Raw genomic sequence first — 22,501 nt, 5'->3', positions numbered from 1 at the left:
GTGCGGCAACTCGTCGTAGGTGAACTATAGCGGTCCTTTTTCGTTTTGTCTCGCGTTTGCTCAACAAAAAAGCGTGTCGCGCAACAGCCGGCGGCGCGCGCGGACGCTGGCGCCGGGCGGGCCGGGGCAGGGTCGGGGCGCATTCCGTTCGTCGCGGTTTTTTGCTTTTGAAGACCGCCGTTTTACCGCTCGTCGCAAACGCCGGATCTTGGCGCCGGCTTTTGCTAATGTGATCACGTCAGCCGCTGAACAGCACATTCCAGCGGTGATCCCCGAGCAGTTTATGAACCAACAACCTTACGGAGCACACCATGAAAAAGACCCTGTTCAGCATCGCCGCCGCCGCCCTCGTCATGACCTCGCTGACCTCGATGACGGCCGCCCACGCGGAAGACAGCAGCGTGCACATCAAGGCCAAGCCGGCCCGCTACTACGTGACACCGGGCGAGTTCGCCGATTTCAAGAACGCGTATGAGTTGACCAACGGCCAGATCCTGCAGTTCACGCAGAACGGCAACCACTTCTACACGCAGCTCGACAAGGGCCAGCGCGTGCGCATCTTCGCCGCCTCGCCGACCGAGTTCGTCACCGAGGCGGGCACCCGCATCGTCTTCACCGAGCAGGGCGAGACGGTTGGCATCAGCAACTTTGAAAAGCTGCCGATGGCCGCCAAATTGCCCGCCAACACGATGATGATGGCGCGTCGCTGATGCGGCTACGCCCAGGGCGGGCGTTGCCTGGCGGCCGCCGGCGCCCGCGTTTTTTAGCCGCGTCTTTTAGTCGACCCGGCGGTACAGGCGGAAGCGCTCGGAGCGGTCTGCCGGGCGGCGGCCTTCCCAGATCAATACCCACTGCTTGCCGCGATGCTGCGGCTGGATCTCGCGGTTGTCGCGCACTTTGGTGCTGTCCTGCAGCAGCAACAGGTTGCAGCGCCCGCCCTCGACGCCGGTGAACGGCAGTTGCGCGTAGTAGGCGAACGAGGCGCGTTGCGCCGGTCCCACATTGGTTTCGATGCAATCGGCCTTCGACGGAATCTTCTCGGCGATCTGGCGCGCCACGCTGGCGTAGCTCTTGCTGTAGTTGACGTCCGGCAGGAACAAGGTCATCAGCAAGATCCAGATCAGGATCACGCCGCCGGACGACAGCACCACGGCGCGCCACAGCACGGTCGGACGGCGCGACACGCGCCAATGCACCAGCACGAACCAGCCGGCCGTGGACAGCAGCGCCACCGGCACGGCGACCAGTCCCACCTCCGGCGTAAAGCCTGGCACCAGTTTCAACGCGTTCTTGGCGAACTGCGCCGGCCAGCCGGTCAGCTTGGCGATCCAGAACAGCCAGATGACGGCCCCGCACAAGGTCAGCGCCATGACCGAGAACCAGTCGATGGCGTTGATGGCGCCGCGCTTCATCGTCAACAGGCCGAAGGCGGCCATGACGGCCAGCGGCGGCAGCAGCACCAGCAATTGGCCCTGCTCGGGCGTCTCGGTGGACAAGCTCAATAGCGTACCCATGGTGACGAAGGCCAGCGGTACGACGATGTGCAGCGCCAGGCGCTGGCGGCGCCAGGCCCAGACGGCCCAGCCGGCGAACGGCCAGGCCGGCCAGAAGAACCAGACCCCGACCCGGAAGAAGTATTTGAAGGCGACGATGGTGGGCAGCGCCACCTGGTTCAGGTTCCAGTCCATCCACGCCTGCAGCGGCTGCTGGTTGTACGGGCGCAGCGCCTCGGCCGGCACCAGCCACACGGCGGCGACGGCGGCGGCCACCAGCAGCGCCAGGCCGAGGTCGCGCAGCGCGCGCAGCACCGGCTGGGCCAGCAGGCGCGTGCAGGCGAACACGGCCAGCATGAGGAACACCGGCGTGACCCAGCCGCGCGTCAACGTCAGCAGGCCGATGGCCAGGCCGCTCAGCGCCGCGTTGCGCAGCGACGGCGCCTCGACGTAGCGCACGGTGCGGTACAGCATGAACGCCGTCAGCGACACCTGCAGCGCCTCGGAGGTGGTCTCGTGGCTGTGCAGCAGCAAGCCCAGGCAGCCGAGGTAGATCAGCACGGCGGCGTCGGCCAGCGTGCGGCCGAAGTCGTCGGGTTCGGGCTGGCCGCCGAAGGCCAGGCGCAGCGGTTGCGCGTCCTGGCGGCGGCCGAGGTTGAAGGTGGCGAACCACAGCGACGACACGCCGATCACGAAGATGGCGACGGTGCCGACGCGGGCGGCCATGACGTCGCCCAGCAGCCAGCCGAACAGTTTGATGCCGAGCGCGCCGATCCAGAACGCCAGCGGTCCCTCGTCGGGCATCGACAGGCCGGCGATGTTGGGCCACAGCCAGTCCTGCCAGGTGCCGTGCGCCATCGTCCACATGATGCCGAAGCTGGCGGCGTCGTCGTTCTTCCACGGATCGCGGCCGATCAGGCCGGGCAGGATGTAGAGCAGGCCGAGGGCGAACAGGGCCCAGCGTGGCAGCGCCAGGGTGGCGGCGGCGGGAAGACGAACTGGCTTCATCGATCAGTGTGCGAATTGAGGTAGACGGGAGTATGAAGGAAAACCGGCGGCAGGCGAGGCCGACAAACAAAAAAAGCAGCCAGAGGCTGCTTTTTTCGATCGCGGGAAGGAATTAACCTTGGGCGACTTGGGTCTTCGAACCGACGGCGCCGAATTTCTGGCGGAATTTCTCAACGCGGCCAGCGGTGTCGACGATTTTGTGCTTGCCGGTGTAGAACGGGTGCGACTCAGCCGACACCTCGATCTTGACCAGCGGGTATTCTTTACCTTCGTGCTGGATCTTTTCGCGGGTCTGGATGGTCGAACGGGTGACGAATTTGAAGTCGCACGACAGGTCGTGGAAGACAACGTCGCGGTATTCTGGATGGATTTCTGGTTTCATGTTTAAGTCTCGGTAGGTTTGGTAGCCAAACAGCACTTCGTCGGTCGCTCCTGCTTCTTGACCCGATTGCCGATCACTTGCCAGTGGTTTGGATGGTGCGACCGGGGATTATACAGCCGTAAACGGAAACAGGCAACCGAGGTTGCCTGTTTGTCATGATGCGCTTCGTTTTTCCCAACCCGGCATCGCGCGGCGGTTAAAACCGCTCGCGGCAAGGAGCGGCAACGAAGCCGTGGGCGGTTTTAACCGCCGCGCCGCATCATGTCGAAGAACTCACCGTTGTTCTTGGTGGCCTTCATCTTGTCGAGGATGAACTCCATCGCCTCGATCTCGTCCATCGAGTACAGCAACTTGCGCAGGATCCAGATCTTCTGCAGCTGGTCCGGCTTGATCAGCAGTTCCTCGCGGCGGGTGCCCGATTTGTTCAGGTTGATCGCCGGGTAGACGCGCTTCTCGGCCAGGCGGCGCTCCAGGTGCACCTCCATGTTGCCGGTACCCTTGAATTCCTCGTAGATCACGTCATCCATGCGCGAACCGGTCTCGATCAGCGCGGTGGCGACGATGGTCAGCGAGCCGCCTTCCTCGATGTTGCGGGCGGCGCCGAAGAAACGCTTCGGACGCTGCAGCGCGTTGGCGTCGACACCACCGGTCAATACCTTGCCCGAGGCCGGGATCACGGTGTTGTAGGCGCGCGCCAGGCGGGTGATCGAGTCCAGCAGGATGACCACGTCTTTTTTCATCTCGACCAGGCGCTTGGCTTTTTCCAGCACCATCTCGGCGACCTGCACGTGGCGGGTGGCCGGTTCGTCGAAGGTCGAGGCGACCACTTCGCCGCGCACCGAGCGCTGCATCTCGGTCACTTCCTCCGGGCGTTCGTCGATCAGCAGCACGATCAAGGTCACGTCCGGGTGGTTGGCGGTGATCGCGTGGGCGATGTGCTGCAGCAGCACCGACTTGCCGGATTTCGGCGAGGCCACCAGCAGGCCGCGCTGGCCCTTGCCGATCGGCGCGATCAGGTCGACGATGCGGCCGGTGATGTTTTCGGTGCCGTTGATGTCACGTTCCAGGCGCAGCGGCTCGTTCGGGTGCAGCGGCGTCAGGTTCTCGAACAATATGCGGTGCTTCGAGGCTTCCGGCGATTCGCCGTTGACCTTGTCGACCTTGACCAGCGCGAAGTAGCGCTCGCCATCTTTGGGGGTCCGCACTTCGCCCTCGATCGAATCGCCGGTGTGCAGATTGAAGCGGCGGATCTGGGAAGGGGAAATGTAGATATCGTCGGTGGAGGCCATGTAGCTGGCGTCCGGCGAGCGCAGGAAGCCGAAGCCGTCGGGCAGCACTTCCAGGGCGCCGTCGCCGAAGATCTGTTCACCGGATTTCGCGCGCTTTTTCAGGATCGCGAACATCAGTTCCTGTTTGCGCAGACGCGCCGCGTTGTCGATATCAAGACCGATGGCCATCTCCAGCAATGCCGAGACGTGTAGGGCCTTTAATTCAGATAGATGCATATGTGTTGAGTGTCCCGTGACGGGAAAGTAAAGGTAGGGGAGGGAACTGCGTGGTGTTGTCTGTTTAATTATAAAACGGGCCGCGGTCTGGCCGGGCCATCGTTTTCCGCCTGGTGAGCGACGCCGCCGCGGGCGCGGCGCCGTCGATGCAGGCAAATACTATCGTACTTAGATATTACTGTCGATGAAAGAAGTCAGTTGACCTTTTGCCATCGCGCCCACTTTTTGAGCGGCGGGAACGCCGTTCTTGAACAGGATCAGGGTCGGGATGCCGCGGATGCCGAACTTGGCCGGTACGGCCTGGTTCGAATCGACGTCCATCTTGGCGATCAGGATCTTGCCGTCGTATTCCTTGGCCACTTCTTCCAGGATCGGGGCGATGCTCTTGCAAGGACCGCACCATTCGGCCCAGAAATCGACCAGCACGGGGCGGTCGGACTTCAGGACGTCGGCGTCAAAAGAAGTATCGGTGATGTGTTTGATATTTTCGCTCATATATTCCTCAATCGAGGTCAGTGGGTCAATAACGCCTGGAGATTATGCCATGTTGTCCGCAATCGCCTACAACGTTGCCGGTTACAGGCGACAGATGGTGGCCAATTGCGCGAATTCAATGTCTTGGATGGGATGGCAACAAGGTCGGCAGGCGGGGATGGCTGAAATAATAACCCATTTTTTAAAAATGTGCGGCGGAATGTCGAAAGACCTCAATTGTCGTCGGCGAAGGTGGTGTTCGTCATGATCTGCTCGGTGATCTTTTCCAGCAACTGCCACAGGTCGGCCAGCAGCGCCCGCGCCCTGGCCGCGCTGGCCGGATCGTCCGGCGGCAGTTCCTCCAGCTCCAGCAGCAGCTCGCCCATGCCCAGCGCGCCGACGGTGCGCGCCGGCGACTTCAACCGGTGGCTCAGGTCGCGCACCGTGGTCATGTCGCCGCGCCGCAGCGCCGCCTCCATGCGGGTGATGACGTCCTGGCTGTTTTGCAGGAACTTGAAGGCGAACTTGCGCACCTTGTGCGGGTGGTAGCCCAGCAGCTTGGCCAGGATCGACAGGTCGATCACCGCCGGATCGCCGCCCAAGGTGGTCTTGAAGGCCGGGCGCGCCGGCGCCGCCGGCCGCTCGCGCGTGCTGTCGCGCTCGGGCAGCCAGTTGGCGATGGTCTGGTACATCAGCGCCGGCTGGATCGGCTTGGAGATGAAATCGTCCATGCCGGCCTCGATGCAGCGCACCCGGTCCTCGCTGGTGGCCGTGGCCGTCATGGCCAGCACCCGGATGTCGGCCAGGCGCGGGTCGGCGCGGATGCGGCGGGTCGCCTCCAGGCCGTCCATCAGCGGCATCTGCACGTCCATCAGCACGCAGTCGAAGGCGGTCTGGCGCAGCAGCTCGAGCGCCTCCATGCCGTTGGCGGCCAGGCACACCGACGAGCCGACCTCCTCGAGCATCTCCAGCGCGATCTGCTGGTTGAAGGTGTTGTCCTCGACCAGCAGGATGCGGGCGTTCTTGAGCGCGGCCATCACCGCCGCGCTGCGCGAGGATGCCAGCAGCTCGGCGGCGGCGTCCTTGACGCGGTCGATCAGCGCCGGCACGCTGGCGCTCGACACGCCCAGGCGCGCCGTGAACCAGAAGGTGCTGCCGTGGCCGGGCCGGCTGCGCACCCCGACCTCGCCGCCCATCAGCTGCGCCAGCTGCTTGCAGATCGACAGGCCGAGGCCGGTGCCGCCGTATTCGCGCGTGGTCGAGGTGTCGGCCTGCTGGAACGACTGGAACAGCTTTTCGATCTCGCCCTCGGACAGGCCGATGCCGCAGTCGCTCACCTCGAAGCGCAGCAGGCAGCCGTTGGCGTCGCCGACGACCTGGCGCACGCGCACGTCGATGCGGCCCTTTTCGCTGAACTTGATGGCGTTGTTGGTGTAGTTGATCAGTACCTGGCCGAGCCGCAGCGGGTCGCCGCGCAGCACCTTGGGCAGGGTCGGATCGAGGTCGAACACCAGTTCCAGCTCGCGGCTGGCGGCCTTGGGCGCGACCACCGTGGTCAGGGTCTGGATCACGTGTTCGAGCGCGAAGTCGACCTGCTCGATGGCCAGCTTGCCGGCCTCGATCTTGGAGATGTCGAGGATGTCGTCGATGATGCCCAGCAGGTGCTCGCCGGCGAAACGGATCTTTTCCAGGTAGTCGCGCTGGCGCGGATCGAGGTCGGTCTTGAGCGCCAGGTAGGCCATGCCGATCACGCCGTTCATCGGCGTGCGGATCTCGTGGCTCATGTTGGCCAGGAACTGGCCCTTGGTCTGGCTGGCCTCCTCGGCCACTTGGCGCGCCTGGTCCAGTTCCAGCGTGCGCTGGGCCACGCGCTCCTCCAGATGCTCGTTCAATTCGCGCAGCGCGTCCTCGCCGCGTTTGCGGTCGGTGATGTCGGTCAGGCTGGCCACCACCAGCGGCACGGCGCCGCCCTGGTCGGGAATCGGTTCGGCGTTGATCGACAGCCAGTGCACCGCGCCGTCGGGCTGGCCGATGCCCATCACCACGTCGCGCACCGACAGGCCGGTGACGATGGCCAGGCGCACCGGATGGCTGGCGGCGTCGAAGCGGGTGCCGTCCTCGCGCACCCCGCACCACAGGCCGCCGCCGTCGCCGCCACCGCCGTTGGCGCCGTTGGGCTCGATCGGCAGCGCGTGCGCCAGCATGCGCGCGGCGGCGGCGTTGCGCTCGAGGATGGCGCCGTTGCCGTCGACCATCACCAGGCCGTTGGTGACGGCGTTGAAGATCGACGCCAGGCGCTGGCTCGAGCCGCGCAGCGCGCCCTCGGCCTGGCGGCGCGCCGTGATATCGGTCAGCATGGCCAGGGTGCCGGCGTAGTGGCCGGCGTCGGAATTGATGACGGTGGTCGACAGCAGGCACCAGACGGTGCTGCCGTCGCTGCGGCGGAAGCTGACGTCGCCCTGGATCGCCTCGCCGGCCAGGCGCCGCTGCAGGTGGTGGTGCAGCTGCAGGCGGCCGTCGGCGTCCATGAAGTCGGTCATGGCGCGGCCCATGATCTGCTCGACGTCGTAGTCGAGCATGCGCGCCATGGTCGGATTGACGAAGGTGGTGCGGTCGTCGGCGTCGCTCATCCAGATGCCCTCGGCGGCGGTCTGCACGATCAGCCGGTAGCGCTCGGAGCTGGCCTGCAGCGCCTCCTCGGCGCGCTGGCGCTGGGTCATGTCGCGCAGCGCCATGATCACCAGCTCCTGGCCGCCCAGCTCCACCTGCGAGATGTGCACCATCGCCGGGAAGGTGCTGCCGTCGGCGCGATGGGCGCTCAGCACCCGGCCCGGCAGGTTGGCGCGGGCGAACAGCTCGCGCCCGCGGCCGTTGCTGCGCATCGCCTCCGGCGCCAGCTGGTCGACCGAACGCCCGGCCATGTCGCCGTCGTAGCCGAAGCTGGCGGCGCAGGCCGGGTTGGCGTGCCGCACCCGCCCGCTCTTGTCGGCGATCAGCACCGCGCCCGGCGTGGCGTCGACCACGGCGCACAGGCGCGCCTGCTCGGCGGCGGCGCGGTCGCTGATGTCGGCCAGGGTGCCGACCGCGCGCAGCGGCTTGCCGGCGGCGTCGCGCTCGATCACCATGCCGCGCATGAGCACCCACTTCCAGCTGCCGTTGTTGCAGCGCATGCGGTGCTCGCTGCTGATCTGGACGTTGCCGTCGGGCGGGGCGGCCAGGCAGTCCTGGATGCCGCGCTCGACCTGCGCCAGGTCGTCGGGATGGACATGGCCGCGCCATTGTTCGATCGACTGCGCGAACGGTTGTGCCAGCGGCCGCGCCGGCGTCGGCCTGGACGCCCCGGGGCCGCCGTCGTAGCCGAGCAGTTCGCAATAGCGCGCCGACAGTGTCAGGGCGCCGCTGTCGATGCGCCATTCCCAGGTGCCGGCGCCCGAGCCTTCCAGCGCCAGGCCGGCGACCCGCTCGGCGCTGTTTTGCTCGGCGCGCGCGGCGGCCAGCGCGGCCGATTGCTTGCGCAGGCGCCAGGCGCCGCCCAGGGTTACCAGCAGCAACAACGCGCCGAGCGCGAAGCCGCCGTAGCGCAGCAGCCGGTTCGATCCCTCCGGCTGGTACAGGAAGCCGTCGAGCTTGAAGCCGGCCGGCAGCATGCCTTGCTGGGCGTAGGCGCGGGCGATGGCGCTCCAGCGCTCCGGGTTGCTGTATCCGAGTTCGATCAGGTCCTGTTCCAGCAGCGTGGCGATCTGGCGCGCCTCGAACATCAGCAGCTCGCGACTGTTGCGCTCGGGATAGCGGGCCCGTATCAGGTCGGCGATCTCGCCCTGGTGCGCCATCGCGTAGCGCCAGCCGCGCAGGGTGGCCTCGCGCAGCGCCCGCGCGCGCGCCGGATGCTCGCGCAATTCGCTCTCGGTGGTGTAGAGCACGTCGCCGTAGAAATCGAGGCCGACGGCGCGCGGCGAGTAGATCGCGTAGGCCAGGTTGGTGCGTTCGAGGACGAACGGCGCCTCGGTGGTGTAGACCGACATGCCGTCGACGCGGCCCTGCAACAGGTCGTCGTAGTTGTGGGTATGGGCGGGCAGATGCAGGCTGTCGATGCGCACGCCCAGTTTTCTCAGGTAGACGGTCAGCTCTTCGTTGTTCGGCGCCAGCATGAGGCGGCTGCCGGCCCACGGGCGCGGCTCGCCGTCGGGGCCATGGCGCACCAGCAGCGCGGCGGCGGAATGCTGGAAGATCGAGGCCAGCACCACCACCGGCTGGCCGGCGCCGCGCGCCAGCAGCAAGCCGGTGTTGCCGACGCCGTACTGGGCGCCGCCGCCGGCGACGTTTTGCAGCGGGTCGCTGCCGGGCACCGCCTCGGCCAGGGTGACATCGAGGCCGGCGTCGCGATAGTAGCCCTGGTCCTGCGCGGCGTAGTAGCCGGCGAACTGGAACTGGTGCCGCCATTTGAGCTGGATGGTGACCTTTTCGGCCGCCTGGGCGCCATGCAGCGCGCCGGCCAGCAGCAGGACGAGCGCCGCCACCCGGCGCGGCAAACGGCGCCAGGAGCTCGGGCGAACGCGGGGACGGCTGTGCGGCAAGAGCTTCCCTTTCCGGTGACAGTGGGTGCCTGGAGGCAGCCAACTATAGCAGTTTTCACCGCCGTGATCTCATCGATAAGAAAAGAAGGCAATTGCGTCGTGGCGGGGCCGGGGCGCCCCGGAAAAGACACATTTGCGGCCCTAAAACAGCCCGCTTCCGGACCCGGGCGTGACATTCGGTGAGAAAGCGGCGCGCCGCGCGACTTGCCGGCTGGGAGTCACGCGCCGGCGCCTTGTTGGGCGAAACTGCCGGCGAACTGGTAGCGGTGGCCGGGATGCCACATGGTGGCGATGCTGGCGATGCGCCCGCCCGACAGCGTCTGGCGCTTGAGCACCAGGCAGGCCTGCCGGGTGTCGATGGCCAGCATGTCGGCGATGTCGCGCGGCGTGGCCAGCGCCTCGATGCTGTAGGTGGCGCCCTGCAGCGGCGCCGCCTTCATCAGGTATTCGTTGGGGGTGATGCTGGCGAAGTCCTGTTCCATGTAGTCGGGCGCGCACAGCGGATTGACCCAGCGGTCCTCGACCTGGATCGGCACCGCGTTCTCGAAGTGGATGATCACCGAATGGAACAGCGGGTGGCCGGCCGGCAGGTCGAACTGCTTGGCCATCAGCTCGCTGGCCTTGCCGCGCTCGAGCTGCTGCAGGCTGCTGCGGTGGACGTGGCCGCGCGCGCGCACCTCGTCGGCGATCGACTTGATCTCCAGCAGCGTGGCCTGGTATTTTTGCTGGGCGACGTAGGTGCCGGAGCCCTGGCGGCGGGTCAGCACCTGTTCGGCCGTAAGCTCGCGCACGGCGCGGTTGACGGTCATGCGGGAGACGCCGAATTGCTTGACCAGCGCCTGTTCGGACGGGATCACGTCGCCTTCCTTCCAGACGCCGGCCGCGATCCGGGCCAGCAAATGGTCTTTGATGCGCTGGAAAATAGGGGTGCCGTCCGGGATGGCCGGCGCGGCGCCTTCCTGCTGCTGTGGATCTCTTTGATCGTCCAAACGGGTTCTCCGGGCACGCCTCCGCAGGCGACAGAGCGGGCATTTTAGCACCCGGCACGGGTACAATTCAAAAGGAGGAATTCAACAGCAACGATTCAAAAGCAAGAGTTGGAGTGCGCCGCCTTGCGCCGCCCGATAGGATGGCATCATTCCAATTCAACGATGGAGTCCGCGATGGACAAGCTAAAAGACAACACCGCCGCCCGGACCGCCCCCTATGCCGACGAGCAGTCGCGCTGGGCGGCCGTGCAACAGCGCGACGCCGGCGCCGACGGCGTGTTCTGGTATTCGGTGCGCAGCACCGGCGTGTACTGCCGGCCGTCGTGCGGGGCGCGCCCGGCGCTGCGCAAGAACGTGGCCTTCCACGACAGCCGCGATGCGGCGCTGCAAGCCGGTTTCCGGCCTTGCCTGCGCTGCAAGCCCGAGCTGCCGCCGCTGGCCGAGCGCCAGGCCGCGCTGGTGGCCGAGGCCTGCCGCCTGATCGATGCCGCCGACGAGGCGCCCGACCTGGACAGCCTGGCCGCCGCCGTGGGCGTGAGCCGCTTCCACTTCCACCGGATGTTCAAGGCGGTGACCGGGATCACCCCGAAAGCCTATGCCCAGGCGCGGCGCGCGCGGCGGGTGCAGGACGGCTTGACGCGGCAGGGGTCCGTCACCGAGGCGATTTACGACGCCGGCTTCAATTCCAGCGGCCGTTTCTACGCCAATTCGCCGGCGGTGCTGGGCATGACGCCGACCGCCTTCCGCGCCGGCGGCGCCGGCACGGTGATCCGCTTCGCCATCGCCGCCTGTTCGCTGGGTGCGATCCTGGTGGCCAGCACGGCGCAGGGCATCTGCGCGATCCTGATCGACGACGATCCGGACTTCCTGGTGCGCGACCTGCAGGACCGCTTTCCCAAGGCGGAGCTGATCGGCGCCGAGGCCGAGTACGAACAGGTGGTTTCGCGCGTGGTGGGCATGGTGGAACGGCCCGAAATCGGCCTCGACCTGCCGCTGGACGTGCGCGGGACGGCGTTCCAGCAACGGGTGTGGCAGGTGCTGCGCGAGATACCGGCCGGGCGCACGGTCAGCTACGCCGAGCTGGCGGCGCTGGTGGGCTCGCCCAAGGGCGCGCGGGCGGTGGCCGGCGCCTGCGCCGCCAACGCGCTGGCGGTGGCGATTCCCTGCCACCGGGTGGTGCGCAACGACGGCTCGATTTCCGGCTACCGCTGGGGCGTGGACCGCAAGGCGGCGCTGCTGGACCGGGAGAGGCTGGGCAATGAGTAGCGACAATGGGGAGTTCGATTTCAGCGCCGGCGCGCCGGCGCGCCAGCCGCGCAGGACGCCACCGGCGGGCGCGCCGCCGGCCAGGCCGGGGGCGGGCGATGCCGCCGCACCGGCCGGCGCCGATACGGCCACCGATGCCGCGGCCGGCGCGCTGGCGCTGGCCAACGCGCGCCGGGCGGTCGGCGCGGCGGCCGGCATCGCCGCGCACGTGGCGGGGCTGGACTGGCAAGCCATCGCCGACGAGCTCACCGCGCACGGCTACGCCATCGTCCCCGGCATGCTGACGGCCGACGAAAGCGTCGCCATGGCCGTCCAGTACGAGCAGCCGCGGCTGTTCCGCAGCCGCGTGGTGATGGCGCGGCACGGCTTCGGCAGCGGCGAGTACCAGTATTTCCGCTATCCGCTGCCGTCGATGGTCTCGGCGCTGCGGCAGGCACTGTACGGACCGCTGGCCGCCATCGCCAACCGCTGGCACGAGGCGATGGACATCGCGACCCGCTTCCCGGCCGACCACGCCGACTTCCTGGCGCGCTGCCACGCCGCCGGCCAGGGCCGCCCCACGCCGCTGCTGCTGCAATACGGGGCGGGCGACTACAACTGCCTGCACCAGGACCTGTACGGCGAGCACGTGTTCCCGCTGCAGGCGGCCATTTTGCTCAGCGAACCGGGCAAGGACTTCGACGGCGGCGAGTTCGTGCTGACCGAGCAGCGCCCGCGCATGCAGTCGCGGGTGGAGGTGGTGCCGCTGCGGCGCGGCGACATGGTCATCTTCCCCGTCAACCACCGGCCGGTGCAGGGCGGACGCGGCATCTACCGGGTTGCCATGCGGCATGGCGTCAGCCGGGTGCGCGCGGCGGCCGACGCCAATCCCGGACCGCTGCGTCATACCCTGGGCATCATTTTTCACGACGCCACCTGAATATTAGAGGATTCCTTCGGTTTCCTCCGCGCACCATGTGCGCTTTGATACGCTGCCTGCGCGGTGGACGCAAGCGTGGTCAATTGAACATTGAAAAGCCGCAATGCTTGTTACTATTAGTTGCTACTACCTAATTGCACGACAACATTCCGGGGATTTGATGACCACCAACGACAACGCGCGCCGTATCAGCGCCCTGATTCAACAGCACCAGGCCGACATCGGCGCCGACTGGATCGCCAACCTGGAAAGCATGGCCTTCCGCAGCGACAGCGCCTCGCAGGAGCAACTGCGCCGCCACTGCCGCCAGTTGCTGGCGCTGCTGCCGGAAGCGACCCTGGGCGGCGGTTTCGACAGTATCGAGGGCCGCGCCTGGGACGAGGTGCGCGACCAGCTGACCGAGATCTCCGGCCAGCGCGCCAAGCAGGGCTCGACGCCGAGCGAGACGGCCACCTTCGTGTTCTCGCTCAAGCAGTCGCTGTTCGGCAGCCTGCGCCAGTCGCTGGCGGCCGAGCCGGAACTGCTGGCCGAGGCGCTGTGGAACGTCAGCACCCTGCTCGACCAGCTGGGTCTGTTCACCATCGAGGTGTTCCAGAAGAGCCGCGACCAGATCATCGTGCGCCAGCAGCAAGAGCTGCTGGAGCTGTCGACGCCGGTCGTCAAGCTGTGGACCGACATCCTGGCGCTGCCGCTGATCGGCACCCTCGACAGCGCCCGCACCCAGGTGGTGATGGAGAGCCTGCTCGAGAAGATCGTTGAAACCGGCGCCGCCATCGCCATCATCGACATCACCGGCGTGCCGACCGTCGACACGCTGGTGGCGCAGCACTTGATGAAGACCATCGCCGCCGCCCGCCTGATGGGCGCCGACTGCATCATCAGCGGCATCCGCCCGCAGATCGCCCAAACCATCGTCCACCTGGGCGTGAACCTGGACGACGTGGTGACCAAGGCCACCCTGGCCGACGCCTTCATCGTGGCGTTGGCGCGGGTCGGCTCGACCATTTCCCGCAAAGCGTGAGTCGCCGATGGAACGCATCCCTATTCTGCGCATCGGCGACCTGCTGCTGGTGACGATCCAGGTCGACATGCATGACCGCCTGGCGATGACCTTGCAGGACGACCTGACCGAGCGCATCGTCAAGGACCAGGCCAAGGGCGTGCTGATCGATATCTCGGCGCTCGACCTGGTCGACTCCTTCATCGGCCGCATGATCAGCAACACGGCGGCGATGGCGCGCGTGCTCGACGCCCAGACGGTGCTGGTGGGCATGCAGCCGGCCGTCGCCATCACCCTGGTCGAGCTGGGGTTGACCTTGCCGGGCGTGAAAACCGCGCTCAATGTCGAAAAAGGCATGGCCCTGCTTGGCAAGAGTTATCAATGAACGGTGCGTCGTCAGCGGACCCGGTCCGCTTCGCTTCGCCGTTGCTGGCAGCGGACCGTCTGGTGCGCACGAGCCAGACCCTGCCGTTGCGCACCGACGAGCATGTCGTGGCCGTGCGGCGGGTGGTGCGCGAGCACGCGCTGGCGTTGAAACTGAGCCTGGTCGAGCAGACCAAGCTGGTGACGGCCGCCAGCGAGCTGGCGCGCAACACCATTAAGTATGGCGGCGGCGGGATGGTCGTCGCGCAGCAGCTGACGGATGGCGTGCGCCAGGGGCTGCGGCTGGTGTTCGCCGACGACGGTCCCGGCATCGCCGACGTCACGCAGGCGCTGCGCGACGGTTACACCAGCGGCGGCGGCCTGGGCCTCGGCCTGGGCGGCGCCCAAAGGCTTGTTGACGAGTTCGACATCGATTCACGTAGTGGAGAGGGCACCGCGGTCGCGGTCGTCAAATGGAAAAAATAGCCAGTTCGTTCGACGGTCAGCAGTGGTTTTCGATGGTTCACCCGAGTGATATCGCCAGCGCCCGCCGTTGCGGCCAGCGCATGGCGCAGGAGGCCGGCTTCGACGATGTGCGCAGCGGCCAGGTGGCCATCGTCATCAGCGAGGCCGCCACCAACATCCTGAAACACGCCGGCGAGGGGCGCATCGCGCTCTCCCCGGTGTTTAACGGCGACGCCGCCGGCGTCGAGGTGCTGGCGCTCGACAAGGGGCCCGGCATCGCCAATCTTGGCCAGGCGCTGCGCGACGGCGTCTCCAGCGCCGGCACCGCCGGCACCGGCCTGGGGGCGATGCGCCGCCTGGCCGACGAATTCGACGTCTACGCCGTGCCCGGCAAGGGCGCCGTGTTCTGCATGCGGCTGTGGCCGCGCACCGGCGCGGGGGCGACGCTGGCATCGCCGGCGCCGTCCTTGTCGGGCGCTGTCTGCCTGCCGCTGGCCGGCGAGACCGACAGCGGCGACGCCTGGCTGGTGGCGCGCCAGCGGCACGCCATCGCGCTGATGGTGGTCGACGGCCTCGGACACGGACCGGAGGCGGCCAAGGCCGCGCGCGCCGCCGTCGATACGGTGGCGCTGCAACCGGGCCTGCGTCCGGCCGAGCAGATCGAGGTGTGCCACGCGGCGCTGCGGGCCACGCGCGGCGCGGCGCAGGCGATCGCGCTGCTGGACCTGGAGGCGCGCCAGCTGTCGTTCGCCGGCGTCGGCAACATCGGCGCCTGCGTGATCGACGGCGAGGAGCGCCGCCAGATGATGTCGCACAACGGCATCGTCGGCCACAATATTCGTAAAGTGCAGGAGTTCGTGCTGCCATGCCCGCCCGGCGCGCTGGTGATCCTGGCCAGCGACGGCATCGCCACGCAGTGGGACCTGGCGCAGTATCCGGGCCTGGCCGCATGCGATCCGTCCATCGTGGCGGCGGTGCTGCTGCGCGACCATGGGCGTGCGCGCGACGACGCCTGCGTGCTGGTGCAACGCTGTCCGGGAGAACGCTGATGCCGCTTACCCGCATTCTGCAAGTCGGCATCGACAGCGAGCCTGACGTGGTGCTGGTGCGCCAGCGCGCGCGCCAGATCTCCGGCCTGCTCGGCTTCGGCGTGCAGGACCAGGTACGGGTGGCGACGGCGGTGTCCGAGGTGGCGCGCTGCGCCTACGGCCGGCTGTCGGGCGGGCGCGGGCAGTTCGCGCTCGACCAGCGCGGCCCGGTCGCGCAATTGACCGTGTCGATCCGCGCCGAGGACCGGCCGGTGTCGGCGTCCGGTTCCGTCTCCGCCTTCGCCCCTCTCGTGGCGGCGCCCGGGTTGGAGATGGAGTCGGCGGCGGCGCAGTTCGACAACGCCGTCCTGACCGCCCGGCGGCTGATGGACGACTGCGAGGTCGAACACGCGGCCGGCGGCGGCCTGACGGTGGTCATGCGCAAGGACCTGCCGGCCGGCCAGCGCATCGACGCCGCCGGCCTGGCGCGCATCGGCGCCGAATTGGCGGCCAGCCCGGTGCAGAACACCTATTCGGAGATGCAGCAGCAAAACCGCGAGCTGGGTGCCGCCCTGGCCGAGCTGCGCGAGCGCCAGGACGACCTGCTGTCGCTTACGCGCGAGCTGGAAGACACCAATCGCGGCGTGGTGGCGCTGTACGCCGAGATCGAGGAGAAAGCCGAGCGCCTGCGCAAGGCCGACGAGATGAAGTCGCGCTTCCTGTCCAACACCAGCCACGAGCTGCGCACGCCATTGAGCTCGATCCGCGCGCTGGCCAAGCTGCTGCTCGACCGCATGGACGGCGACCTGACCCCCGAGCAGGAGCGCCAGGTTGGTTTCATCGCCAGCGCCGCCTTCGATCTGTCGGAGCTGGTCAACGACCTGCTCGACCTGGCCAAGATCGAGGCCGGCAAGGTCGAACTGGCGATCGCGCCGATCGACGTCGAAAATCTGTTCAGCACCCTCAAGGGCATGCTGCGGCCGCTGACGCGCAATCCCGACGTCGAACTGGTGTTCGTCGCGCCGGCGGCGCCTTGCCTGCTGTTGTCGGACGAGCCCAAGGTGGCGCAGATCCTGCGCAACTTCATCTCCAACGCGCTCAAGTTCACCCAGGCCGGCCAGGTGGAGGTGGCGCTGCGCGACGATGGCGGCGACCAGCTTACCTTCACCGTCAGCGACACCGGCATCGGCATCGAGGCCGACAACCTGCAACTGATTTTCGAGGAATTCAGCCAGATCGCCCATCCGCTGCAGGCCGGCGCCAAGGGCACCGGCCTGGGGCTGCCGCTGTGCCGCCAGTTGGCGCAGCTGCTGGGGGGCTCGGTGGAGGTGGCCAGCGTCATCGGCGCCGGTTCGACTTTTTCGCTGCACCTGCCGCGCCGATGCGCGGGCGCCGATGACGGCGCGCCATGAAAGACAAAGCCATGAACAACGACAGCATATTGATCCTGAATGTGGACGACAACGACGGCGCGCGCTACGTCAAGACGCGCATTCTGCACGGCGCCGGCTTCCGGGTGGTGGAGGCGGCCAACGGCACCGACGGACTGGCGCTGGCGCGCCAGATGCTGCCGGCGCTGGTGCTGCTGGACGTCAAACTGCCCGACATCAACGGCATCGAGGTGTGCCGCCGCATCAAGGACGATCCTTTGACCGCCGGCGTGCTGGTGTTGCAAACGTCGGCCGCGCTGACGGGGCGCGACGACAAGATCCGTGGCCTGGAGGGCGGCGCCGACAATTACCTGGCGGCGCCGATCGAGGCCGACGAGCTGGTGGCCAACGTCAACGCGCTGCTGCGCCTCCAGCGCACCCAGACGGAGCTGCGCAACAGCGAGGAGCGCTTCCGCCAGCTGACCGAGAACATCGAGGACGTGTTCTGGATGTTCGACCTGCAAAGCCGCGCGCTGCTGTACGTGAACAACGCCTACGACTCCTTCTGGGGACGGCCGGCGGCGCAGCTGCAGCAAAACACCGGCGACTGGCTCAACGCCATCCATGCCGACGACCGCATCGCCGTCGCCGCCCGCTGGGAGGGCGCGCAGCACGGCGAGCATTACGACGAGGAGTACCGCCTGCTGCTGGCCGACGGCACCTTGCGCTGGGTGCGCGACCGCGCCTTCCAGGTGCGCGACGCCGGCCACACGCCGTACCGGATCGCGCGCATCAGCAGCGACATCACGCAGCGTAAAACCATGGAGGGCCTGCTGCGCGCGGCCGACGACAACAAGAACGACTTCCTGGCGACCCTGGCGCACGAGCTGCGCAATCCTTTGAGTCCGATCCGCAACGCGGTAGCGCTGATGGGCGTGGCCGACGCCAGCCAGGTGGAGGTGCACCGCAAGGCGCGCCAGGTGATCATGCGCCAGGTGGGCCATCTGGCGCGGCTGGTGGACGACCTGCTCGACGTGGCCCGCATCTCCGAGGGCAAGCTGGCGTTGAGGCTGGAGGACCTGGAGCTGCAAACGGTGCTGGAACCGGCGCTGGAAACGGCCCGGCCGCTGATGGAGTCGCGCGGCCACACATTGATCGTGGCGGTGCCCCCGCAGCCGATCCGCCTGCACGGCGACCCGGTGCGGCTGGCGCAGACGGTCGGCAACCTGCTGCACAACGCCGCCAAGTTCACCGTGGTCGGCGGCGTGATCCGGCTGGAGGTGACGTTGCCGGCGCCGGACCGCGTGCGCATCGCCGTGCGCGACAACGGCATCGGCATCTCGACCGAAAACCTGCCGCGCATCTTCGACATGTTCGCGCAGGGCGCGTCGACGCACGACCGCGCGCACGACGGCCTGGGCATCGGCCTGTCGCTGGTGTCGAAGATGGTGCAAATGCACGGCGGGACGGTGTACGCGGAAAGCGCCGGCGCCGACCAGGGCAGCAGCTTCGTCATCGAGCTGCCGGTGCTGGCCGCGCCCGGCGCCGCACAGGCCGGGGCGCCCTTCGCGGCGGGCGCGGGTTCGCCCGTGCCGGTGTCGGCCAAAGGCCTGAACCGGTTGCTGGTGGTCGACGACAACGTCGACTCGGGCGAGGTGTTGAGCGATTTGCTGCAGGTGCTGGGTTACGAGGTGAGGCTGGCGCACGACGCGGCGGCCGCGTTGGCGGGCGCGCGCGAATTCGCCCCGCACGCGATGATCCTCGACATCGGCATGCCGCACGTCGACGGCTACGCGCTGGCGCGCATGCTGCGCGCCGATTCGGCGCTGTCGCGCATCCGCCTGATCGCGCACACCGGTTTCGGCTCGGCCGAGGACCGCGAGAAAACCGCCGCCGCCGGCTTCGATTTCCACCTCGTCAAACCGGCGGCGCTCGACGAGCTGCAGCAGACGCTGCGCCTGCTTTAAGCCGTCTGGACGCTTTTTTGCGTTTGATACAAGCGCGAGTAGATGCCGTTTTGCGCCAGCAGCGCGGCGTGGCTGCCCGCTTCGGCGATGCGGCCGCCGTCGAGCACCACGATGCGGTCGGCGTTCTCGATGGTCGACAGGCGGTGCGCGATGACCACCGTGGTGCGGCCCTTCATCAACACTTCCAGCGCCGACTGCACCAGCCGCTCGGACTCGGTGTCGAGCGCGCTGGTGGCTTCGTCGAGGATCAGGATCGGCGCGTTCTTGTACAGGGCGCGGGCGATGGCCAGGCGCTGGCGCTGGCCGCCGGACAGGCGCAAACCGTTTTCACCCACCGGCGCCAGGTAGCCGCCTGGCTGGCGCTCGATGAATTCGTGCGCGTGCGCGGCGCGCGCGGCCGCCTCGATGCGTTCCATCGACGGCGCCGGGTCGCCATAGGCGATGTTGGCCGCCAGCGTATCGTTGAACAGCACCACGTCCTGGCTCACCAGCGCGATCTGGCTGCGCAGCGACGCCAGCGTGTATTCGCGCAGGTCGACGCCATCGAGCCTGATGCCGCCGGAACTGACATCGTAGAAGCGTGGCAGCAGGCCGGCTAGCGTGGTCTTGCCGCTGCCGGAGCTGCCTACCAGGGCCACCGTCTCGCCGGCGGCGATATCGAGCGAGACGCGGTCCAGCGCGGGGCGCGCGTCCGGCGACAGCGGCTTGCCGTCGGCGCCGCGATAATGGAAGCTGACATCGTCGAGTTGCAGGCGGCCCTCGGCGCGCTCCAGCGTTTTGGTGCCGGTGTCGGCCTCGGTCTCGGTGTCGATCAGGCCGAACACCGATTCGGCGGCGGCCAGGCCGCGCTGCATCGGTTCGTTAATCTTGGTCAGGTTCTTGATCGGCGACTGCATCGCCATCAGCGCCGACATGAAGGCGACGAAGTCGCCCGGCGACAGCGCGCCGGCCTGGTTGCGGATCAGCGCGAAGTAGATCACCGACGACAGCGTGATTCCGATCAGCAGCATGATGATGCCGGAGTTGAGCGCCGACGTCGCCGCGTGCTTGACGGCCAGCTGGCGATTGGTCTTGACCACACTGTCGAAGCGGGTCTGCTCGTACTCCTGGCCGCCGAAGATCTTGACCACGCGCTGGCCGCTGATGCTCTCGTCGAGCACATTGGTCAGGTCGCCCATGGCCGCCTGCGCGCTTTTGCTCAGGTGGCGCATGCGGCGTCCGGTGAAGGTGACGATGGCGGCCACCAGCGGCAGCAGGCCGAGGCAGAACACCGCCAGCTGCCAGTCGACGACGAACAGCGTGATCAGGTAGCCGACGGCTTGCACCGAGTCGCGCACGGCGACGTTGACGACGTTGAGCACGGCCTGCGACACCTGCGCGGCGTCGAACGCCACGCGCGAGAGCGTGGTGCCGCTCGAGGACTGGTCGAAGTAGCCGTTCGGCAGGCGCATGATGCGGGCGAACATCTGCTCGCGCAGGTTGGCCTGCACGCGGCTGCTGAGCCACGCGGCGCCGTATTCGCCGACGAAGCTGGAGACCATGCGCATCACCGCCAGGCCCAGGATCACCGCCGGGATGGTCCACAGCGCCACGCGCGCCGGGTCGCTCGGCAGCAGGGGGGCGAGCAATTCCCGCACCCAGGCGAGGATGCCGGTGGCGGGGGCGCCGGCCGCGTTGTGGGCAGGCGCCAGCGCGTCGATCACGTTCTTCAACTGGTTGATCAGCAGCACGTCGGTGGCCGCCGCCACACCGACCGCGAACAGGGTGACGGCGACGATCCCGGCGTAGGGACGGAACTGGTTGAGCAGGCGGATATAGAGTAGGCGGCTGGACACGTGTGGCGTTCTGAGAGCGGCGAATCCGCCATTGTACCCCTCCCGCCCGGGCGCCAGCGTGTAAAACCCCGACACCCGGCGCGAGTTCGATTGACCCCGGCGCAAACTTGGTTACACTCTGATCTTGCTTCCGAATGGAGAGATTTGATGCGTACCGCCCCTTTGCAACGTTCCCCGCTGGCAGCGGCCATGGCTTTTGCCCTGTCCACCCTGCTGGCGCCGGCCCACGCCGACACCATCATCGACCACGCCAACGGCTACACGCTGACGGCGGCGGGCACCCTGCAGCGCTTCACGTCGCTGGGGTTCGACGATCTGGGGCGGGTGATCGCGGTGGGCAGCGAAAAGGACACGGCGGCCAGGCTGCCGGACGCGCAGCACATCGACGCCCAGGGCAAAACCCTGCTGCCGGGGCTGATCGACGCCCACGGCCACGTGTTCGAGCTGGGCGAGATCGCCTCCGGCGTCGACCTGTTCGGCGCGACGAGCCTGGGCGGCGCGGTGCGCGCGGTGGCCGAATTTAGCCGGACCCATCCGAAGAACGCCTGGATCGTCGGCTACGGCTGGAACCAGGAGGTGTGGAAGCTGGGCCGCTTCCCGACCGCCGCCGAGCTGGACGCCGTGGTCAACGACCGGCCGGTGCTGCTGCACCGGGTCGACGCCCACGCCAGCTGGGTCAACACCAAGGCGCTGGAAATGGCCGGCATCAATAAAGACACCCCTGATCCGGCCGGCGGCAAGATCGAGCGCGACGCCAGCGGCAAGCCGACCGGGGTGCTGGTCGACAGCGCCATGGAACTGGTGAACAAGGTGGTGCCGCTGCCGACGCCCGCGCAGGCGCGCGGCACGCTCGACAACGCGCTGGCGGCGCTGGCCAGGGTGGGCCTGACGAGCGTGCACGACGCCGGCATCAAGGTGGCGCAGGACGATCTGTATCGCGACTACGCCGACCACGGCAAGCTGACCACGCGGGTGTACGCGATGATCGGCGACACCGGCAGCGACTTCGACGAACTGGCCAGGGAAGGCCCGCTCAAGTCCTATGCCAACGACGTCTACGCGCTGGCGGCGGTCAAGCTGTATGCGGACGGCGCCCTGGGCAGCCGTGGCGCGGCCTTGATGTCGCCCTACAGCGATATGCCGTCGACCAAGGGCCTGCTGTTCCATCAGAACGACGAGATGCTGTCCAGGATGAACAAGGCGATGAAGGCCGGCTATCAGGTCAATATCCATGCCATCGGCGACGCCGGCAACCGCCAGATCCTCGACGCCTACGCGCAGCTGATCCCCAAATATGACAGCGCGCGGCTGCGCCACCGCATCGAGCACGCGCAGGTGGTGGCGCTGGAGGACATACCCCGTTTCAAGGCGCTGGGCATCATCCCGTCGATGCAGCCGACGCACGCGACGTCGGACCAGAACATGGCCGAACACCGCGTCGGCCCGGAACGCATCAAGGGCGCCTACGCCTGGCGCACCTTCCTGGACCAGGGCTCGAGGATCGCCTGCGGGTCCGACTTCCCGGTGGAGTCGCCCAATCCGTTCGAGGGCTTGCACGCCGCCGTCACGCGCCAGAACAACGCCGGCGTGCCGGCCGGCGGCTGGTACAAGAACCAGGCGATGACGATGAACGAGGCGTTCCGCTGCTTCACGCTGGACGCGGCCTACGCGGCCCACCAGGAAAACGTCATCGGCTCGCTGGAGCCGGGCAAGTGGGCCGATTTCATCCTGATCGACCGCGATATCTTCAAGGCGCCGCCGGAGCAGATCGGCAAGACGGTGGTGTTGCAGACCTGGATGGGCGGCAAGCGTGTGTATAAAAGGTAAGGGCCACGACACAAAAATCGTGGCTTGACTTGGTTG

The 22,501-nt window shown here is 67.6% G+C and carries 17 protein-coding genes; 10 read left to right on the top strand and 7 right to left on the bottom strand.

The features are described from left to right. Positions 1 to 311: 311 nt before the first annotated feature. The gene (locus AC07P1_RS28740; protein ID WP_494699047.1) at positions 312 to 710 is read left to right on the top strand and encodes a gel scht; all 399 of its coding nucleotides are present in this window, start codon (positions 312 to 314) and stop codon (positions 708 to 710) included. Positions 711 to 776: 66 nt separating this feature from the next. On the opposite strand, the gene AC07P1_RS28735 is transcribed toward AC07P1_RS28740, so the two are convergent. The 6 genes from AC07P1_RS28735 to hutC all read right to left on the bottom strand — a co-directional run bounded on the left by AC07P1_RS28735 (position 777) and on the right by hutC (position 10,377). Further along, positions 777 to 2,501: an ArnT family glycosyltransferase gene (locus AC07P1_RS28735; RefSeq protein WP_494699046.1), complete on the bottom strand. Its 1,725-nt coding sequence runs from the start codon at positions 2,499 to 2,501 to the stop codon at positions 777 to 779. Positions 2,502 to 2,613: 112 nt separating this feature from the next. Further along, the gene (locus AC07P1_RS28730; protein WP_090317457.1) at positions 2,614 to 2,883 is read right to left on the bottom strand and encodes a type B 50S ribosomal protein L31; all 270 of its coding nucleotides are present in this window, start codon (positions 2,881 to 2,883) and stop codon (positions 2,614 to 2,616) included. A 242-nt stretch (positions 2,884 to 3,125) separates the two neighbouring features. Then, positions 3,126 to 4,388 (bottom strand): transcription termination factor Rho, encoded by a 1,263-nt coding sequence (gene rho / locus AC07P1_RS28725; RefSeq protein ID WP_090317455.1) that lies wholly within the window; start codon positions 4,386 to 4,388, stop codon positions 3,126 to 3,128. Between the two features lie 168 nt (positions 4,389 to 4,556). After that, positions 4,557 to 4,883 carry a thioredoxin TrxA gene (gene trxA, locus AC07P1_RS28720; protein ID WP_090317452.1) on the bottom strand — a complete coding sequence of 109 codons (327 nt, stop codon included), beginning with the start codon at positions 4,881 to 4,883 and terminating at the stop codon, positions 4,557 to 4,559. A 212-nt stretch (positions 4,884 to 5,095) separates the two neighbouring features. Then, the gene (locus AC07P1_RS28715) at positions 5,096 to 9,379 is read right to left on the bottom strand and encodes a PAS domain S-box protein (RefSeq protein WP_494699045.1); all 4,284 of its coding nucleotides are present in this window, start codon (positions 9,377 to 9,379) and stop codon (positions 5,096 to 5,098) included. A gap of 275 nt (positions 9,380 to 9,654) precedes the next feature. After that, a complete protein-coding gene (gene hutC, locus AC07P1_RS28710; protein WP_494699089.1) occupies positions 9,655 to 10,377 on the bottom strand; it encodes a histidine utilization transcriptional repressor HutC in 723 nt (240 codons plus the stop codon). A gap of 222 nt (positions 10,378 to 10,599) precedes the next feature. Between hutC and ada the strand changes: the two genes are divergently transcribed. From ada to AC07P1_RS28670, 8 genes are all read left to right on the top strand, one after another. Beyond that, a complete protein-coding gene (ada, locus tag AC07P1_RS28705) occupies positions 10,600 to 11,691 on the top strand; it encodes a bifunctional DNA-binding transcriptional regulator/O6-methylguanine-DNA methyltransferase Ada (RefSeq protein WP_494699044.1) in 1,092 nt (363 codons plus the stop codon). 151 nt (positions 11,692 to 11,842) lie between these two features. Then, entirely contained in the window at positions 11,843 to 12,610 is a 768-nt protein-coding gene (locus tag AC07P1_RS28700; protein ID WP_494699088.1) for a 2OG-Fe(II) oxygenase, read from the top strand. A gap of 160 nt (positions 12,611 to 12,770) precedes the next feature. Further along, complete coding sequence (locus AC07P1_RS28695; protein WP_494699043.1) at positions 12,771 to 13,631, top strand: STAS domain-containing protein; 861 nt, start codon at positions 12,771 to 12,773, stop codon at positions 13,629 to 13,631. A gap of 7 nt (positions 13,632 to 13,638) precedes the next feature. Beyond that, complete coding sequence (locus AC07P1_RS28690) at positions 13,639 to 13,995, top strand: STAS domain-containing protein (RefSeq protein WP_090317440.1); 357 nt, start codon at positions 13,639 to 13,641, stop codon at positions 13,993 to 13,995. Next, on the top strand, positions 13,992 to 14,459 hold the full coding sequence (locus AC07P1_RS28685) for an ATP-binding protein (RefSeq protein WP_494699042.1): 468 nt from the start codon (positions 13,992 to 13,994) through the stop codon (positions 14,457 to 14,459). Before AC07P1_RS28690 ends, AC07P1_RS28685 begins: the two co-directional genes overlap by 4 nt. Beyond that, positions 14,447 to 15,487: an ATP-binding protein gene (locus tag AC07P1_RS28680; RefSeq protein WP_494699041.1), complete on the top strand. Its 1,041-nt coding sequence runs from the start codon at positions 14,447 to 14,449 to the stop codon at positions 15,485 to 15,487. Before AC07P1_RS28685 ends, AC07P1_RS28680 begins: the two co-directional genes overlap by 13 nt. After that, a complete protein-coding gene (locus AC07P1_RS28675; protein ID WP_494699040.1) occupies positions 15,487 to 16,878 on the top strand; it encodes an ATP-binding protein in 1,392 nt (463 codons plus the stop codon). Before AC07P1_RS28680 ends, AC07P1_RS28675 begins: the two co-directional genes overlap by 1 nt. Then, positions 16,875 to 18,803 (top strand): response regulator, encoded by a 1,929-nt coding sequence (locus AC07P1_RS28670; protein WP_494699039.1) that lies wholly within the window; start codon positions 16,875 to 16,877, stop codon positions 18,801 to 18,803. The genes AC07P1_RS28675 and AC07P1_RS28670 overlap by 4 nt, the downstream gene beginning before the upstream one ends. Here the strand turns inward: AC07P1_RS28670 and msbA are convergent. After that, positions 18,800 to 20,638 (bottom strand): lipid A export permease/ATP-binding protein MsbA, encoded by a 1,839-nt coding sequence (gene msbA, locus AC07P1_RS28665; RefSeq protein ID WP_494699038.1) that lies wholly within the window; start codon positions 20,636 to 20,638, stop codon positions 18,800 to 18,802. The two genes, AC07P1_RS28670 and msbA, sit on opposite strands and share 4 nt — an antisense overlap. Before the next feature lie 147 nt (positions 20,639 to 20,785). Between msbA and AC07P1_RS28660 the strand changes: the two genes are divergently transcribed. After that, positions 20,786 to 22,465: an amidohydrolase gene (locus AC07P1_RS28660; RefSeq protein WP_494699037.1), complete on the top strand. Its 1,680-nt coding sequence runs from the start codon at positions 20,786 to 20,788 to the stop codon at positions 22,463 to 22,465. Positions 22,466 to 22,501: the final 36 nt, after the last annotated feature.

Source organism: Duganella sp. GW821-FHT07F09, assembly GCF_059418705.1.
The sequence above is the reverse complement of the archived record's forward strand: the minus strand, read 5'-3'. Positions and strand labels throughout refer to the sequence as shown.